Below are 16,274 nucleotides of genomic sequence, written 5' to 3'. Positions count from 1 at the left end.
TCTCGCCTGTCAGAACGTGTGCTCGGGCCCCGGGAACGTGCCCGCCTTGACGTCCGCGTCGTACGCACGCGCCGCCTCGAGCATGACGCCGTGCAGGTCGGCGTACTGCTTCACGAACTTCGCCATTCGACCGGTGCGCAGGCCGAACGCGTCCTGCCAGACGAGGACCTGGGCGTCGCAGTCGGCGCCGGCGCCGATGCCGATCGTGGGGATCGACAGCTCCTTGGTGACCTGGCCGGCGACGTCGCCGGGCACCATCTCCATGACGACCGCGAAGGCCCCGGCCTCCTGGACGGCGAGCGCGTCGGCGAGTACGCGGGAGCCGGTGTCGCCGCGGCCCTGGACGCGGTAGCCGCCGAGGGCGTGCTCGGACTGGGGGGTGAAGCCGATGTGGGCCATCACCGGGACGCCGCCCCGGGTGAGCCGCTCGATCTGCGGCACCATCTCGACGCCGCCCTCGAGCTTGACCGCGTGGGCGCCGCCCTCCTTCATGAACCGGACGGCGGTCAGGTAGGCCTGCTCGGGGGAGGCCTGGTAGCTGCCGAAGGGGAGATCGCCGACCACGAGCGCCCGGTGAACCGAGCGGGTCACGGCGCGGGTCAGGGGGATCATCTCGTCGACCGTGACCGGGAGCGAGGTCTCGTTGCCGTAGACGTTGTTGCTGGCGGAGTCGCCGACGAGCAGCACCTCGATGCCGGCCTCGTCAAAGGTCTGGGCGGCGTACTGCTCGTAGGCGGTCAGCATCGAGAATCGCTCACCGCGCTCCTTGAGCTCGCGCAGGTGGTGGGTGCGCACCCGCTTGATCGTGGTGGCCGCCTGCGCACCGGGCTTGGTCGGACCGCTGCCGTAGGGCGCGGTCTCCTCCGGGGTGGGAGTGCTCATCGTCGAGCTCCTTGCGTCATCTCGAAGGGCTCCCTGATGGAGTCCACGGACCGTGAGCCAGGCTAGCCCGGGCCCCGGTCGGGCGCGCTGGGTGGCCGCTCACCCGACGGCGTCCGCCGCCGCCTCGAGGTCGGCGACCACGATCCTCTGCATGCCCAGCATGGCCTCCGAGGCCGCATGTGCGCGCGCGGGGTCAGGGTCGGAGAGGAGCTCGTAGAGCCGGGTCGGGACGATCTGCCAGGACAGCCCGAACCGGTCCTTGAGCCAGCCGCACATCGACTCCTCGCCGCCGTCGCACAGGGAGTCCCAGTAGTGGTCGACCTCGGCCTGGTCGCGGCAGGTCACGCTGAACGACACCGCCTCGGTGAAGTGCGCGTGCATCGGCCCCCCGTTGATCCCGCGGAACGTCAACCCGTCCAGGTCGAACTCGCCCGCCATCGCATCCCCGCTGGGCAGGCGGGCGAGGCGTCCCACGGAGGAGTTGGGGAAGATCCCCGTGTAGAACGTCGCGGCCTCCTCGAGGTTGTCGTCGAACCACAGGCAGGGCGAGATGGTGGTCATGGTGGTCTCCCTCGGGGTGGGTGCTGTGACGTGGAGACCGGCCCGGTCGTCCGGACTCATCGACCGTGGGCCGCCGCGCGTCCGGAGTAGCGGTCGGCGCGTGCCGGTGGCCCCGCGGTGGCGGGGTGTGGGGCGCTCAGGGTCTCTGGCGTAGGACGGGCTCGGTGCCGGTGTGGTCGCGGCGGTAGGTGTGGGCGTGGGGTGAGTGCCACAGGTAGGTGCCGCGGTCCAGGACGTCATAGGACCAGCGGCCGTGGGTCTTCAAGCGATGGTGCCCGCGACACAGTGGTGCGGAGTTGCACGAGCACGTTGGTCCGCCCTTGTTGTAGGGGGTGACGTGGTCGTGGTCGCAGCGTTCGGCTGGGCGGGTGCACCAGGGGAACACGCAGTGGTGGTCGACGAGGTCGTCCTGCTCGATGAGCCGGTCGGGGTGCTCGTAGCCGGCGACGTGGACGTGGTCGGCGAGGTCCCGCACGGGCTTGAGGTTGATGACGGTGTCGGGTGCGCCGCACCACTCGCGGATGGTCTCGACGAGCACCGGCTTGCGGCCGCTTCTGCCGACGGTGGCGTTCGGGTCGCCGAACACGCCGGCCTCGTGGACGTGCAGGTCGATGACCCGGGTGATCTTGATGCTCTTCTCGGTGGTTGAGGAAGGACGAAGTCCTGTCTCGAAACCACCCTTGGCTCCGTCGAACGGGAGCGTGTCCTGCCCACGCGCGAGGTCACCGGCGGCCTGGGCGCGTCGCACATCCAGTGACTCGGTGGAGCCGGCGGCCTTGCGGTCGGCGGCGAGCCGGTTGATCGCGGCATCGAGGTCGAGGGCGTCCTGCGCATCCAGAGTCCCGGATACCTCGATCGTGCCTTCGAGGGACATGGCCTCGGTGTGGATGTCGAGCTTGCGTCCGTCGGCGGCTTGGCGGCGTAGCTTCTCGGCCTGCTCGGGGTCGAACCGGGCGATCGCGGTGGTGATCTGTCGTTCGACCTCGGCGTAGGAGACCTTGTGCGCGCAGTAGGCGACCCGGGCGTCGACGAACGCCGCGCCGGCCAGGGGTAGGCACATGGTGTGCTCGGCGATCCACCGGGCTTTCCAGAACCCGAGCTGACCGGCTTCGACCCTTGCCCAGATCCTGGGCAGGCGGTACTTGATCTCGAGGGCGGCGCCGATGTACCGCTTGGCGGAGTCGGTCGACATGCCCAGGGCGGCGCCGAGCTCCATGACCGCGAACTCGCTGACCATGGGTGCCCCGGGTCCGGCGAGCGGGATGCCGTGGTCGCCGAACGCGGCGTCGTCTTCGTCGTGGGTCTCGTGCAGTGAGCACCAGTCGTGGACGAGGTGGAGGCGTCGCAGCTCGGCGTCGGTGGCTGCTCGGGTCTCGGCGCGGACACCGTCGAGCAGCTGCCAGCTCTGGTCGGGTCCGGGGGCGCTCATGGGTCCACTCAAGCACCCGCCACCGACAGTCGAGGGCCCGAGAATCCCCTTTGTCCACAGGGCTCTGAGCACTTCTCGACCCCTTCGGTGGTCGAGGTGCGAAGGCGTGCAGCGCCTGAGCCTCGAGACCCCCCGCGGCCTGACAGCCGTACCCCCGGGGCTGCTTGTTGGCTCACCGGGGTCTCGAGGCTCGTCGCTGGCGCTCCTCGCACCTCGACCACCGGAAGGCTTCGGTGGTCGAGGTGTGAAGGCGCCCTGGCGCCTGAGCCTCGAGACCCCCGCGGCCTGACCGCCGTACCCCACGCTGCTTCTCGGCTCGCTGGTCTCGAGGCTCGTCGCTGGCGCTCCTCGCACCTCGACCACCGGAAGGCTTCGGTGGTCGAGGTGTGAAGGCGTGCAGCGCCTGAGCCTCGAGACCTCCGCGGCCTGACCGCCGTACCCCCGGGGCTGCTTGTTGGCTCACCGGGGTCTCGAGGCTCGTCGCTGGCGCTCCTCGCACCTCGACCACCGGAAGGCTTCGGTGGTCGAGGTGTGAAGGCGTGCAGCGCCTGAGCCTCGAGACCTCCGCGGCCTGACCGCCGTACCCCCGGGGCTGCTTGTTGGCTCACCGGGGTCTCGAGGCTTGTCGCTGGCGCTCCTCGCGCCTCGACCACCGGAAGGCTTCGGTGGTCGAGGTGTGAAGGCGTGCAGCGCCTGAGCCTCGAGACCCCGGTGACCTGATCGCCGTACCCCGGGGCTGCTTGTTGGCTCACCGGGGTCTCGAGGCTTGTCGCTGGCGCTCCTCGCGCCTCGACCACCGAGAGGACCGCGCCCCGTTCGGTGGTCGAGGTGCGAAGGCGTGCAGCGCCTGAGCCTCGAGACCCCCCGCGGCCTGACCGCCGTACCCCGGGGCTGCTTGTTGGCTCACTGGGTCTCGAGGCTCGTCGCTGGCGCTCCTCGCACCTCGACCACCGGAAGGCTTCGGTCGTCGAGGTGCGAAGGCGTGCAGCGCCTGAGCCTCGAGACCCCGGTGACCTGACCGCCGTACCCCGGGGCTGCTTGTTGGCTCACCGGGGTCTCGAGGCTTGTCGCTGGCGCTCCTCGCGCCTCGACCACCCGAAGGCTTCGGTGGTCGAGGTGTGAAGGCGTGCAGCGCCTGAGCCTCGAGACCCCGGTGACCTGATCGCCGTACCCCGGGGCTGCTTGTTGGCTCACCGGGGTCTCGAGGCTTGTCGCTGGCGCTCCTCGCGCCTCGACCACCGGAGGGGCTTCGGTGGTCGAGGTGTGAAGGCGTGCAGCGCCTGAGCCTCGAGACCTCCGTGGCCTGATCGCCGTACCCCGGGGCTGCTTGTTGGCTCACCGGGGTCTCGAGGCTTGTCGCTGGCGCTCCTCGCGCCTCGACCACCGGAGGGGCTTCGGTGGTCGAGGTGTGAAGGCGTGCAGCGCCTGAGCCTCGAGACCCCCGCGGCCTGACCGCCGTACCCCACGCTGCTTCTCGGCTCACGGGGTCTCGAGGCTCGTCGCTGGCGCTCCTCGCACCTCGACCACCGGAGGGGCTTCGGTGGTCGAGGTGTGAAGGCGTGCAGCGCCTGAGCCTCGAGACCTCCGTGGCCTGACCGTCGTACCCCGGGGCTGCTTGTCGGCTCGCTGGGTCTCGAGGCTTGTCGCTGGCGCTCCTCGCGCCTGGACCACCGGAAGGCTTCGGTGGTCGAGGTGTGAAGGCGTGCAGCGCCTGAGCCTCGAGACCTCCGCGGCCTGACCGTCGTACCCCGGGGCTGCTTGTCGGCTCGCTGGGTCTCGAGGCTTGTCGCTGGCGCTCCTCGCGCCTGGACCACCGGAAGGCTTCGGTGGTCGAGGTGTGAAGGCGTGCAGCGCCTGAGCGTCGAGACCTCCGCGGCCTGACCGTCGTACCCCGGGGCTGCTTGTCGGCTCGCTGGGTCTCGAGGCTTGTCGCTGGCGCTCCTCGCGCCTGGACCACCGGAAGGCTTCGGTGGTCGAGGTGTGAAGGCGTGCAGCGCCTGAGCGTCGAGACCTCCGCGGCCTGACCGTCGTACCCCGGGGCTGCTTGTCGGCTCGCTGGGTCTCGAGGCTCGTCGCTGGCGCTCCTCGCACCTCGACCACCGAGAGGCCCTGGCGCTCCTCGCGCCTCGACCACCGAGACGGCTGCGCGGGCTCCTCGCACCTCGACCACCGAGAGGCACTGGGGCTCCTCGCGCCTGGACCACTGGAGGGCGCTCACGGTCTTTGCGCCTCGACGGGCGGGGATCCCTAGACTCGCGGGCGTGGACTTCTACTCGGCGTACGCACATGGCTTCGCGCGGGTGGCGGCGTGCACGCTGCCCGTGGCGATCGTGGACCCCGCCACCAATGCCCGGCGGGTGCTGGAACAGGCGCGGCTGTGCCACGACGAGGGCGTGGCGGTGGCGCTGTTCCCCGAGCTGGGGCTGACGGGGTACTCCGTCGACGACCTGTTCCTGCAGGACACGCTGCTCGAGGCGACCGAGGCGGCGATCGCCACGATCGTCGGGGAGTCGCGCGACCTGCTGCCGGTGATCGTGGTGGGGGCGCCGCTGGTGCACGGGTCGCGGGTCATGAACTGCGCCGTCGTCATCCACCGCGGCCGGGTCCTGGGGGTCGCTCCGAAGAGCTACCTGCCGACGTACCGGGAGTTCTACGAGCGCCGCTGGTTCGCGCCGGGCGACGACACCCGCGGCTCCACGACCGTGCTCAACGGGGAGAGGGTGCCGTTCGGACCGGACCTGATCTTCTCCGCGACCGATGTGCGCGGCCTCGAGCTGCACGTCGAGATCTGCGAGGACCTGTGGGTCCCGGTGCCGCCGAGTGCCGAGGCCTCGCTGGCCGGGGCGACCGTGCTCGCCAACCTCTCGGGCAGCCCGATCACCGTCGCGCGCGCCGAGGACCGACGGTTGCTCGTGCGCAGCCAGAGCTCGCGGTGCTCCGCGGCCTACCTCTACGCCGCCGCGGGACAGGGCGAGTCCACCACCGACCTGTCGTGGGACGGGCAGACGATGATCTACGAGTGCGGCGACCTGCTCGCCGAGAGCGAGCGGTTCCCCGACGAGGCGCGGCGCTCGGTCGCCGACGTCGACCTGGACCGGATCCGCCAGGAGCGGATGCGGCAGGGCACCGTCGACGACAACCGGCGCACGCTGGCCGGTCGCGTCGCGGAGTTCCGCCGGATCACCTTCGAGCTCCAGCCGCCGGCCGGTGACCTCGGGCTGCGGCGCAAGGTCGACCGCTTCCCGTTCGTGCCCGACGACCCCGCCCGCCTCGCCTTGGACTGCTACGAGGCCTACAACATCCAGGTCTCCGGCCTGGAGCAGCGGATCCAGGCGATCGGGAACCCCAAGCCGGTCATCGGCGTCAGCGGCGGCCTGGACTCCACCCACGCCCTGATCGTCATCGCCCGGGCGATGGACCGCCTCGGGCGCCCCCGCAGCGACATCCAGGCGATCACGATGCCGGGCTTCGCGACCGGCGACGTCACGAAGTCCTACGCCACTCGGCTGGCCAAGAGCCTCGGCGTGACGTTCGAGGAGCTCGACATCCGCCCCGCGGCCACGCAGATGCTGGCCGACATCGACCACCCCTTCGCCGGGGGCGAGCCCGTCTACGACGTGACGTTCGAGAACGTTCAGGCCGGCCTGCGCTACGACTACCTCTTCCGCATCGCCAACCACCGCAAGGGGATCGTGGTCGGCACCGGGGACCTGTCCGAGCTGGCGCTCGGCTGGTGCACCTACGGCGTGGGCGACCAGATGTCGCACTACAACGTCAACGTCGGCGTGCCCAAGACCCTCGTGCAGCACCTGATCCGCTGGGTGGCCGACTCGGGGCAGTTCGACGAGGAGACCAACGAGCTGCTGCGCGGCATCCTGGAGCAGGAGATCACTCCCGAGCTGGTGCCGACCGAGGAGGGCAAGAAGCCCCAGGCCACCGAGGACACCGTCGGCCCCTACTCGCTGCAGGACTTCACGCTCTTCCACACGATCCGCTACGGCCAGCGGCCGAGCAAGATCGCCTTCCTGGCCTGGCACGCCTGGCGAGACGCCGCGAAGGGGGAGTGGCCCCCCGGCTTCCCCGAGGAGCGCCGGGCCGCCTACGACCTGGCCACGGTCAAGCAGTGGCTGGTGGTCTTCACCAAGCGGTTCTTCATGAGCCAGTTCAAGCGCTCGGCGCTGCCCAACGGCCCCAAGGTCAGCGCGGGGGGCACCATGTCACCCCGCGGCGACTGGCGGATGCCGTCGGACGCCAAGCCGGACAGCTGGCTCGCCGAGATCGAGCGCAGCATCCCCGACTGATCTCGGCCACAACTTCTCCCTCGCACGCGGCGTCTCCCTGAGGACAACACCTTCCGACCAAGGAGACGACACGATGACTCGGCTGACGTGGGTACGACGACTGGCCACCCTGGGCGCGATGGCGGCACTGCCGCTCGTGCTGGCCGTGGGTCTGATCGGCCCGGCAACGGGCTCGGCGCAGGGGATGGCGCCGGCGGAGGCCGCCGGTGTGAGCACCGAGCACGCCGCGACCCAGCGGGTGACGTTGCGGGCCCCGGCCTGTGAGGGATGCCGGCTGCGCGTCTACAGCGCGGTGTTCGACGAGGACGGTGAGCCGGACGTCTGGACGTCGAAGGCGAAGAGGGTCGTCGACGGCCGGGTGAGCTTCCGGGTGCCCGAGGGGCGCACGCGCGGCCTCTCGGTCTCGGTCGCCGCGCCGTGGGAGGGACGCACCAACTACGTCACCCACGTGGCGTTCCGCTACCGCAAGGCGCCGGTGGGGGAGGCGGTCACCGTCGCTCAGGCGCGCCGCAAGCAGTGGGCCTCGGCGTGCTGGGCCGGCACCGAGGACCGCCGTACGACGCTGCGCGTGATCACCCGCAAGGTGACCGTGCCGGGCGTGCACGGACCGACCGCCGGGACCCTGGCGTTCGTCCGCACGACGCAGCGGGCGATGGCGCCGATGCGCCGCGCCCACAACGGCGTGCTGGGCTCGCAGGACGTCAACGTCTGCGGTCGCCGCTGAGCCGAGCGCTCCCGGGGCACCGGCGGGCCCGTGCCCGCGAGTGACCTTGGTCACCCTGTGTCACTATGAAAGGGCGACGGAGGTGACGGCATGAATCGGACGGTCCTGATCGCGATCGGCGTGGTCGTGGTGGTGGCGGCGGTGGTGATCGGCGGCTGGTTGATCCTGCGCGACGACGCGGGCGGCACCACCCGCGAGCGCGGCGACTGCGGACCGGTCTCCTACGAGCTGAGCGTGGAGAAGGACGACGGCCAACTCGAGGTCTCCTACGAGCTGACGAGCGAGTCCCCGGACGAGACCTGGCGGATCGTCGTGGAGCAGGGGGACGCCGTCCTGCTCGAGGGCGAGCGACGTACCGACTCCGACGCCGAGCTCGACGTCGACGTGGCCGGGGACGAGAACGGCAGCGACACCTTCATCGTGACCGCCACGCCGGCCAGCGGAGAGGTCTGCGTCGCGAGACTGACTCGTTGACACACCGGCCCCACGAGGGGCGGCGTCCGCAAGGGCCCACCTGGCCACCGGTCGGGTGCGCCTGGCCCTAGGCTGGCCACATGGGCAAGCAAGAGGACTTCGTACTCCGCGCTCTCGAGGAGCGTGACGTCCGCTTCGTGCGGCTGTGGTTCACCGACGTGTTGGGCTCCCTGAAGTCGGTCGCGATCGCGCCGGCCGAGCTCGAGGGCGCCTTCTCCGAGGGGATCGGCTTCGACGGCTCCTCGATCGAGGGCTTCGCGCGGGTCTACGAGTCCGACATGCTGGCCAAGCCGGACCCCTCGACCTTCCAGATCCTGCCGTGGCGCGAGGGTGACGGCCCGTCGACCGCGCGGATGTTCTGCGACATCGTGATGCCCGACGGCGCCCCGTCGTACGCCGACCCGCGCAACGTCCTCAAGCGCACCCTGAGCAAGGCCGCCGACAAGGGGTTCACCTTCTACACCCACCCCGAGATCGAGTTCTACCTGTTCAAGGACAGCCCGGTGCCCGGCGCCGAGCCGGTGCCGGTCGACCGCAGCGGCTACTTCGACCACACCGCCCAGTCGCGTGGGGCCGACTTCCGCCGCGAGGCGATCAGCATGCTGGAGTCGATGGGCATCTCCGTGGAGTTCAGCCACCACGAGCACGGCCCGGGCCAGCAGGAGATCGACCTGCGCTACGCCGACGCGCTCACCACGGCCGACAACGTGATGACCTTCCGCACCGTCATCCGTGAGGTCGCCCTGAGCCAGGGCGTCTGGGCGACGTTCATGCCCAAGCCGTTCACGACCCACCCCGGCTCCGGCATGCACACCCACGTCTCGCTCTTCGAGGGCGACGAGAACGCCTTCTACGAGCCCGGCGCGGAGTACCAGCTCTCCAAGATCGGCCGGCAGTTCATCGCCGGCATCCTCACCCACGCGCGCGAGATCAGCGTCGTCACCAACCAGTGGGTCAACAGCTACAAGCGGATGATGTTCGGCAGCGAGGCTCCGTCCTACATCTGCTGGGGCCACAACAACCGCTCCGCGATGATCCGGGTCCCGATGTACAAGCCCCTCAAGGGCCAGTCGACGCGGATCGAGCTGCGCACCCTCGACGCCGCCTGCAACCCCTACCTGGCCTACGCCGCCGTGCTCGCGGCCGGGATGAAGGGGATCGAGGAGGGCTACGAGCTGCCGCGTGAGGCCGAGGACGACGTCTGGTCGCTGACGGAGCGTGAGCGCACCAGCCTCGGCATCGAGCCGCTGCCCACGAGCCTGCAGAACGCCATCGCGATCGCCGAGGATTCCGAGCTGCTGGCGGAGACCCTGGGGGAGCATGTCTTCGACTTCTTCCTGCGCAACAAGCGCGCCGAGTGGGACGAGTACCGCGGCCAGGTCTCCACCTTCGAGCGCGACCAGATGCTGCCGGTGATCTGACCGGTCGCCATGCCGTCGGTCCTGGTCGTCCAGCACGAGGACGAGTGCCCGCCCGCGCTCGTCGGCGACTGGCTGCGTGAGGCCGGCTGCAGCCTGGAGGTCGCGCGGCCCTACGCCGGTGAGCCCCTGCCCGATCCGGCCGGGTACGACGCGCTGCTGGTCCTCGGCGGGCCGCAGTCCGCTGAGGACGACTCGGTGCCGTGGTTCGCTCCGCTCAAGGAGCGGCTGCGCGAGGCGCGAGAGACGGGCCTGCCGACCCTGGGGATCTGTCTGGGCCACCAGCTGGTGGCCTCCGCCCTGGGTGGCCGGGTCGAGCGCAACCCCCGAGGGCAGCAGCTGGGCCTGCTCGAGGTCGGCTGGACCCGCGAGGCGGCCGCCGACGAGCTCACGGCGCCCGTCGCCTCGTGGCGCCGGGGCGTGCACTGGAACGACGACGTGGTCACCCGGCTGCCCGACGGCGCCGCCGTCCTGGCCGAGACCCCCGCCGGTGAGCTCCAGGCGGCGCGGTTCGGCCCCCGCATGTGGGGCCTCCAGCTGCACCCCGAGGTCGACGCGCAAACCCTGCGCCCGTGGGCCGAGGACGAGCGCGAGGCCCACGTCCTGCGCGGCGTGGACCAGGAGGCACTGCTGTCCGCCGTCGAGGCGGCCGCCGACGAGCTCACGCAGGCCTGGCGTCCGCTGGCCTTCGCGTGGGCCGAGATCGTTGCTCCGTGGGCCCCTCGGTCCGGTGGCGCGTGATCCGCGCGAGCACGACCAAGGGCAGCCTGCTGCGGCTCGGGTTCATCGACACCGACGCCGCGCTGGCCCACCTTGCCGTGCTCGGTGGCGCGGCGGACCCGCTCCTGGCGCTGATGGGCCGCACGGCCGACCCCGACATCGCGCTGCACGAGCTCGTCAGGCTGCACGAGAGCGTCGACGACCCCGACCAGCTGCTCGAGGCGCTCGTCGACGACGAGGGCACCGCCATGCGGCTGCTCTCGGTGCTCGGGGCCAGCACCGCGCTGGCCGACCACCTGGTGCGACACCCGGAGCAGTGGCGCGAGCTCACCGACCCCCTCCTGGGGTCCACCCGCCCGCCGGCGTTCGCCGTACGGGAGCAGCTGCTGGCGGCCGTCGGCGCGGACCCGGGCGACGAGCAGCCCACGGCCACGCTGCCCGACGGAGAAGGGGTCGACGCCCTGCGCGTGGAGTACCGCCGGGTGCTCCTGCGGCTCGCGGCGCGCGACCTGGCCCACGACGTCGGCATCGACGACGCGGCCGCCGAGCTCTCCGACCTGGCCGCCGCCACCCTCGAGGCGGCGCTGGCGATCGCCCGGCAGCGCGTGGGGGAGACGAGCGCCCTCGCGCGCCTGGGCGTCATCGCCATGGGCAAGCTGGGCGGCCACGAGCTCAACTACGTCTCCGACGTGGACGTCATCTTCGTCTACGAGCCGGTCGACGGCGCCGACGAGCAGGCCGCGTTGCGCGCCGCCACCCAGCTGGCCAGCCAGCTGATCCGGGTCTGCTCCGACCACACCGGCGAGGGGACGATCTGGCCGGTCGACGCCGCCCTGCGCCCCGAGGGCAAGGCCGGCCCGCTGGTGCGGACCCTGGCGAGCCACCGGGGCTACTACGAGCGGTGGGCCAAGACCTGGGAGTTCCAGGCGCTGCTCAAGGCCCGCCCGGTCGCCGGCGACCTGGCCCTGGGTCGGGAGTACGTCGAGATGGTCTCGCCGATGGTCTGGCGTGCCGCCGAGCGGGAGGGCTTCGTCGCCGACGCGCAGGCGATGCGGCGCCGCGTCGTCGAGCACATCCCGGCCCGCGAGGCCGACCGCCAGCTCAAGCTCGGCTCCGGCGGGCTGCGCGACGTGGAGTTCGCGGTCCAGCTGCTGCAGCTCGTGCACGGCCGCATGGACGAGGAGATCCGGCGGCCGACGACCCTCAGCGCCCTGGCGACGCTGACCGAGCGCGGGTACGTCGGGCGCGAGGACGGGGAGGCGCTGCACGAGGCGTACTCGTTCCTGCGGACCCTCGAGCACCGCATCCAGCTCTTCCAGCTGCGGCGCATCCACGTCGTGCCCTCCGACGAGCGCTCGCTGCGGCGGCTCGGGCGCAGCATGGGCTTCCTCAAGGAGCCGGTCCAGTCGCTCGACCGCGCCTGGGAGCACCACCGCCGCGAGGTGCGGCGCCTGCACGAGAAGCTGTTCTACCGCCCGCTGCTCACCGCGGTCGCCAGCATCCCGGGTCCCGAGGCGCGACTGTCCTCCGAGGCGGCCGGGGCGCGCCTCGCGGCGCTGGGCTACGACGACCCCAAGGCGGCCCTGCGGCACCTGGAGGCGCTCACCAGCGGGGTGTCGCGGACGGCCACGATCCAGCGGGCGCTGCTGCCGGCGATGCTGGACTGGTTCGCCGAGGGACCCGACCCGGACGCCGGCCTGTTCGGCTTCCGGCGGATCAGCGAGGCCCTCGGCCGCACCCCGTGGTACCTCAAGACCCTGCGCGACGAGGGCCAGGTGGCCGAGCGGCTGGCGCACCTGCTGTCCTCGTCGCGCTACGTGACCAGCCTGCTGGAGCGCGAGCCTCTCGGCGTGCAGATGCTCGGGGAGGACCTGAGCCCGCGGGCGGCGGACCCGGTCGCGCAGGAGATGCTGGCCGCCGCGGGGCGCCACGAGGACCTCGAGAAGGCGGTGCGCGCCATCCGCGCCGTACGCCGCCGCGAGCTCTACCGGATCGCGGCGGGCGACGCGCTGGGCCTCACCGACGTCGCCGACGTGGGACAGGGGCTCTCGCGGCTGACCGACGCCACGCTCGAGGCGACGCTGCACGTCGCCGCGCGCACCGTGCGCGAGCAGCGCGGGCTCGCGGAGAGCCCCACGCGGATCGCCATCATCGCGATGGGCCGCTACGGCGGCTTCGAGCTCTCCTACTCCAGCGACGCCGACGTGCTGTTCGTGCACGAGCCGGTGCCGGGCGCCGACCTGCAGCAGGCGACGTCGTACGCGCAGGCGGTCGCCCACGAGATCCGCCGCCTTCTCGCGCTTCCCGGCGGCGACCCACCGCTGCAGGTCGACGCCGACCTGCGGCCCGAGGGCAAGCAGGGTGCGCTGGTGCGCACGCTGGACTCCTATGCCGCCTACTACGCGAAGTGGTCGAAGGTGTGGGAGGCGCAGGCGCTCCTGCGCGCCGACGCGGTCGTGGGCGACGCCGACGTGCGCCGGCGCTTCACCGAGCTCATCGACCCGCTGCGGTTCCCTGCCGAGGGCATCTCGCAGGACGACGTCGTCGAGGTGCGCCGGATCAAGGCCCGCATCGACCACGAGCGGCTTCCGCGCGGCGCCGATCCGAAGCTCCACCTCAAGCTGGGCCGCGGCGGCCTCGCCGACATCGAGTGGACCGTCCAGCTGCTGCAGATGCAGCACGCCGGCCGGGTCCCCGGGCTGCGTACGCCGCAGACGCTCGGCGCGCTGGCGGGGGCGAGCGAGGCCGGGCTGATCTCCGAGGAGGACGCCGCGGTGCTCGCCGAGGGCTGGCGCTCGGTGAGCCGGGTGCGCAACGCCGTCACGCTGGTCCGCGGCAAGCCGGGAGACGAGCTGCCCCGCGACCCGCGGCAGCGGGCGGCCGTCGCACGGGTGCTCGGCTACCCGGCCGGGGCGACGGACGAGATGGTCAACGACTACCTGCGCCGCATGCGCCGCGCGAGTGGGGTGGTCGAGCGGGTCTTCTGGAGCTGAGCACATCGGGCTTCTGGACGCGACCTGTGAGAGAATCGGCTCAGAGCCAGGACGCGGCCGACTGCCCCCCAGGGGTCGCGTCCTGGTTCGCTTGCGTCTGGGCCTTGCCCACACGGCGCCCGGGCGCCGACGGCCTGTGGCCTGGCTCACGAGCGGGGCCGGGATCCTTGCGGGTTGCTTGAGGAAACCTGAGGAGTTCGCCATCGGGAGCCTTGATCTGGTCCCGGCAGAGTTCTGGTCATCAGGGAAACCCCCTCACAACCCAGAACCCCAAGGAGCACCTCATGTTCACCCCCGCCCTCCACGGCACCTCCGCCAAGGTCCTCGCCTCCGTCGTCCTCGTCGCCGGCGCCGCCTCCGTCGCCGGCATGGGCACCTTCGGTGGCTTCACCGACACGACCACGGCCAACCAGTCGGTCGCCACCGGCAACGTCAATATCGACCTCACCCAGCACAGCGCCCTCGGCACCACGGTCGCCGCCAACGAGCTGGTCCCCGGCGACACCGTCCAGCGCGCCGTCGTCCTGAACCGCTCCAGCGACACCGAGGCCTTCGGCTCGGTCAAGCTCACCACCACCGCCGGCACCGCCAACAAGCTCAGCAGCGACCAGGCCAACGGCCTGCAGCTCGCCGTCGACCTGTGCGGCACCGGCTGGGTCAAGGCGCCCTCGAGCAACGAGCTCACCTGCACCGGCACCGTCAGCAGCGTCGTCGCCGCCCGCCCCGTGGTCGGCACCAACCTCGACCTCGGCGCGGCCACCACGGCTCTCAACGCCGCCGGCCGGGCCGCGAACCTGCGGATCACGCTGTCGCTGCCCACCGCGGCGGACAACACCTTCCAGGGCCTCAGCAACGCCATCACCTTCACCTTCGACGCGACCCAGCGGGCCGCTGCCAACAAGTGACCGGCCCCACCACCGACCGGGCCTGACAGGGCCTGACAGTGCCTGACCGAGCCCGACCGAGAAGGAGCAGACCATGAGCCACGCCCTCGCCGCCGGCGGCCGCCACCGCGCGGTCCCGACCACCCGCTCGGCCGTCACTCCGTTCACCCGCCCGGTCCCCAAGCCCCCGTCCTCGGCCCTGTCATCGGACGGGTCGGGGGCGGGCAGCCAACCCCCACGCCGGCGGGGCCTGCTGCGCCGGCTGGTGAGCCTGCTGCTCAGCCTGCTGATGGTCGTCAGCTTGGTCGCGTTCCTGTTCCTGGCCATCGGGCCGCACGTGCTCGGCTACCGCACGTCGACGATGCTCACCGGCTCCATGGAACCCGGCATCTCGCCGGGTGACGTCGTGGTGACCGCGCCCCGCCCCGCCGCGGACATCAAGGTCGGCGACGTGATCTCCTACCAGATCCCGATCGAGGACCACCGCGTCGAGACCCACCGCATCACCGAGGTCGACCGCGCCGCCGACGGCACCATCTCCATCCGCACCAAGGGCGATGCCAACCCGAACGTCGACCCCTGGACCGCAGTCCTGGAGGAGGACACGGTGTGGGAGCTCCAGGCGGTGGTGCCCGAGGTCGGCCATGTCATCCGCGCCATGCGGTCACCGGTCGTCCACCATGTCGTGAAGTGGGTCGCCGTCGGCGGCCTGATCCTCCTCGGCCTGACCAGCATCTGGGGTCGCCGCAACGACGACACCGACGACACCGACGACAAGGACGAGACGGTCGGCGCATGAGCGGCTTCGACCCGAGCGCGCTCAACCGGCTCGCGGTGGACGTGGCGGACCATCCCTTCATGGAGCGGTTCGCGCACACCTACCGCCGGCTCCTGCCGCAGCGCGTGGGGCGGCTCGTGGCCGCGATCGCCGAGGGAGACCTCGAGGGGGCGCACGACGCGGCCCTGAGCCTGCGCGTCTCCTCCGGCATCGTCGGGGCGCAGGAGCTGTTCGACCTGGCCTCCCACGTCGCCGGCCGGCTCCGCACGGGCGACCTAGTCGGCGCCGCCGCCCGCGCCCGGCTCATCCCGCCCACCGCCGATCGCACCGAGCTGGCCCTGTCGTCGTACCTGGGCGGGCCGGTGACGACGTCTCGCCTACAGCGTGTCCATGCGGTAGCCGACGCCGCGGACGGTGCGGACCAGCGTGGCGGCCTCGCCGAGCTTGCGCCGCAGGTTGCCGACATGCACCTCCACGAGGTGGGTGTCGGTCGCCCAGTCGGTGCCCCAGACTGAGCGCAGCAGGGCCTCGCGGGTCCAGACCCGGGCCGGTGTCCGCATCAGCTCGGTGAGCAGGTCGAACTCGGTGCGGGTCAGCGGCAGCTCGGCCTCGCCGTGGAAGGCACGACGGCCGTCGACGTCGACCCGGAGGGGACCGTGGCCGAGCACCTCGTTGTCCGGGCCGGGCAGTACCTGGCCGGTGGGCTCGGAAGCCGCGGTCCTACGCCGGGGCCGACGGAAGAGAGCGTTGACCCGGGCCTGGAGCTCGCGCGGACTGAACGGCTTGGACAGGAAGTCGTCGGCTCCCGTCTCGAGCCCGATCAGCCGGTCGATCTCCTCGTCGCGGGCGGTGATCATGACGATGTAGACGTCGCTGGTCTCGCGGATCCGGCGACAGGTCTCGATGCCGTCGATGCCGGGCAGGCCGAGGTCCAGCGTGACCAGGTCGGGGTCGAAGGTACGCACGGCCTCGACGCCGTCGAGACCGGTGGCGACGGACCTCACCTCGAAGCCCTGACTGGTCAAGGTGAACTCGATCAACGAGCGGATGTCCTCGTCGTCCTCGACCACGACTGCCCTGCGTTCGCCTCCCCGAGCGTCATCCATGGGC

At 71.6% G+C, this 16,274-nt stretch carries 12 protein-coding genes; 8 read left to right on the top strand and 4 right to left on the bottom strand.

Annotation, left to right across the window (positions count from 1 at the left end):
* Window positions 1-9 precede the first annotated feature (9 nt).
* From panB to LQ940_RS13115, 3 genes are all read right to left on the bottom strand, one after another.
* Window positions 10-882 (bottom strand): 3-methyl-2-oxobutanoate hydroxymethyltransferase, encoded by an 873-nt coding sequence (gene panB / locus LQ940_RS13125; RefSeq protein ID WP_269215182.1) that lies wholly within the window; start codon window positions 880-882, stop codon window positions 10-12.
* A 99-nt stretch (window positions 883-981) separates the two neighbouring features.
* Complete coding sequence (locus LQ940_RS13120; RefSeq protein ID WP_231245199.1) at window positions 982-1,443, bottom strand: VOC family protein; 462 nt, start codon at window positions 1,441-1,443, stop codon at window positions 982-984.
* Between the two features lie 136 nt (window positions 1,444-1,579).
* Complete coding sequence (locus LQ940_RS13115) at window positions 1,580-2,872, bottom strand: HNH endonuclease signature motif containing protein (RefSeq protein WP_231365029.1); 1,293 nt, start codon at window positions 2,870-2,872, stop codon at window positions 1,580-1,582.
* Between the two features lie 2,261 nt (window positions 2,873-5,133).
* Here LQ940_RS13115 and LQ940_RS13110 point away from each other — a divergent pair.
* From LQ940_RS13110 to LQ940_RS13075, 8 genes are all read left to right on the top strand, one after another.
* Complete coding sequence (locus tag LQ940_RS13110) at window positions 5,134-7,173, top strand: NAD(+) synthase (protein ID WP_231242481.1); 2,040 nt, start codon at window positions 5,134-5,136, stop codon at window positions 7,171-7,173.
* Between the two features lie 73 nt (window positions 7,174-7,246).
* On the top strand, window positions 7,247-7,897 hold the full coding sequence (locus tag LQ940_RS13105) for a hypothetical protein (RefSeq protein WP_231242482.1): 651 nt from the start codon (window positions 7,247-7,249) through the stop codon (window positions 7,895-7,897).
* A 90-nt stretch (window positions 7,898-7,987) separates the two neighbouring features.
* A complete protein-coding gene (locus LQ940_RS13100) occupies window positions 7,988-8,371 on the top strand; it encodes a hypothetical protein (RefSeq protein WP_231242483.1) in 384 nt (127 codons plus the stop codon).
* 80 nt (window positions 8,372-8,451) lie between these two features.
* Entirely contained in the window at window positions 8,452-9,792 is a 1,341-nt protein-coding gene (locus LQ940_RS13095; protein WP_231242484.1) for a glutamine synthetase family protein, read from the top strand.
* A 9-nt stretch (window positions 9,793-9,801) separates the two neighbouring features.
* Window positions 9,802-10,530 (top strand): type 1 glutamine amidotransferase, encoded by a 729-nt coding sequence (locus LQ940_RS13090; RefSeq protein ID WP_231242485.1) that lies wholly within the window; start codon window positions 9,802-9,804, stop codon window positions 10,528-10,530.
* Window positions 10,503-13,502 carry a bifunctional [glutamine synthetase] adenylyltransferase/[glutamine synthetase]-adenylyl-L-tyrosine phosphorylase gene (locus tag LQ940_RS13085; RefSeq protein ID WP_308217425.1) on the top strand — a complete coding sequence of 1,000 codons (3,000 nt, stop codon included), beginning with the start codon at window positions 10,503-10,505 and terminating at the stop codon, window positions 13,500-13,502. The genes LQ940_RS13090 and LQ940_RS13085 overlap by 28 nt, the downstream gene beginning before the upstream one ends.
* Window positions 13,503-13,786: 284 nt before the next feature.
* Window positions 13,787-14,407, top strand: coding sequence for a TasA family protein (locus LQ940_RS13080; RefSeq protein ID WP_231242486.1), 621 nt, complete (start codon window positions 13,787-13,789; stop codon window positions 14,405-14,407).
* 73 nt (window positions 14,408-14,480) lie between these two features.
* Entirely contained in the window at window positions 14,481-15,185 is a 705-nt protein-coding gene (locus LQ940_RS13075) for a signal peptidase I (RefSeq protein WP_231242487.1), read from the top strand.
* Window positions 15,186-15,541: 356 nt separating this feature from the next.
* Here the strand turns inward: LQ940_RS13075 and LQ940_RS13070 are convergent, their stop codons facing one another.
* Window positions 15,542-16,270 carry a response regulator transcription factor gene (locus tag LQ940_RS13070; RefSeq protein WP_231242488.1) on the bottom strand — a complete coding sequence of 243 codons (729 nt, stop codon included), beginning with the start codon at window positions 16,268-16,270 and terminating at the stop codon, window positions 15,542-15,544.
* Window positions 16,271-16,274 lie beyond the last annotated feature (4 nt).

Origin of the sequence: Nocardioides sp. cx-173 (assembly GCF_021117365.1) — a bacterium.
Lineage (GTDB): Bacteria > Actinomycetota > Actinomycetes > Propionibacteriales > Nocardioidaceae > Nocardioides.
Note: the sequence above shows the minus strand (reverse complement) of the source record. Positions and strands in the feature narration are given on the sequence as shown.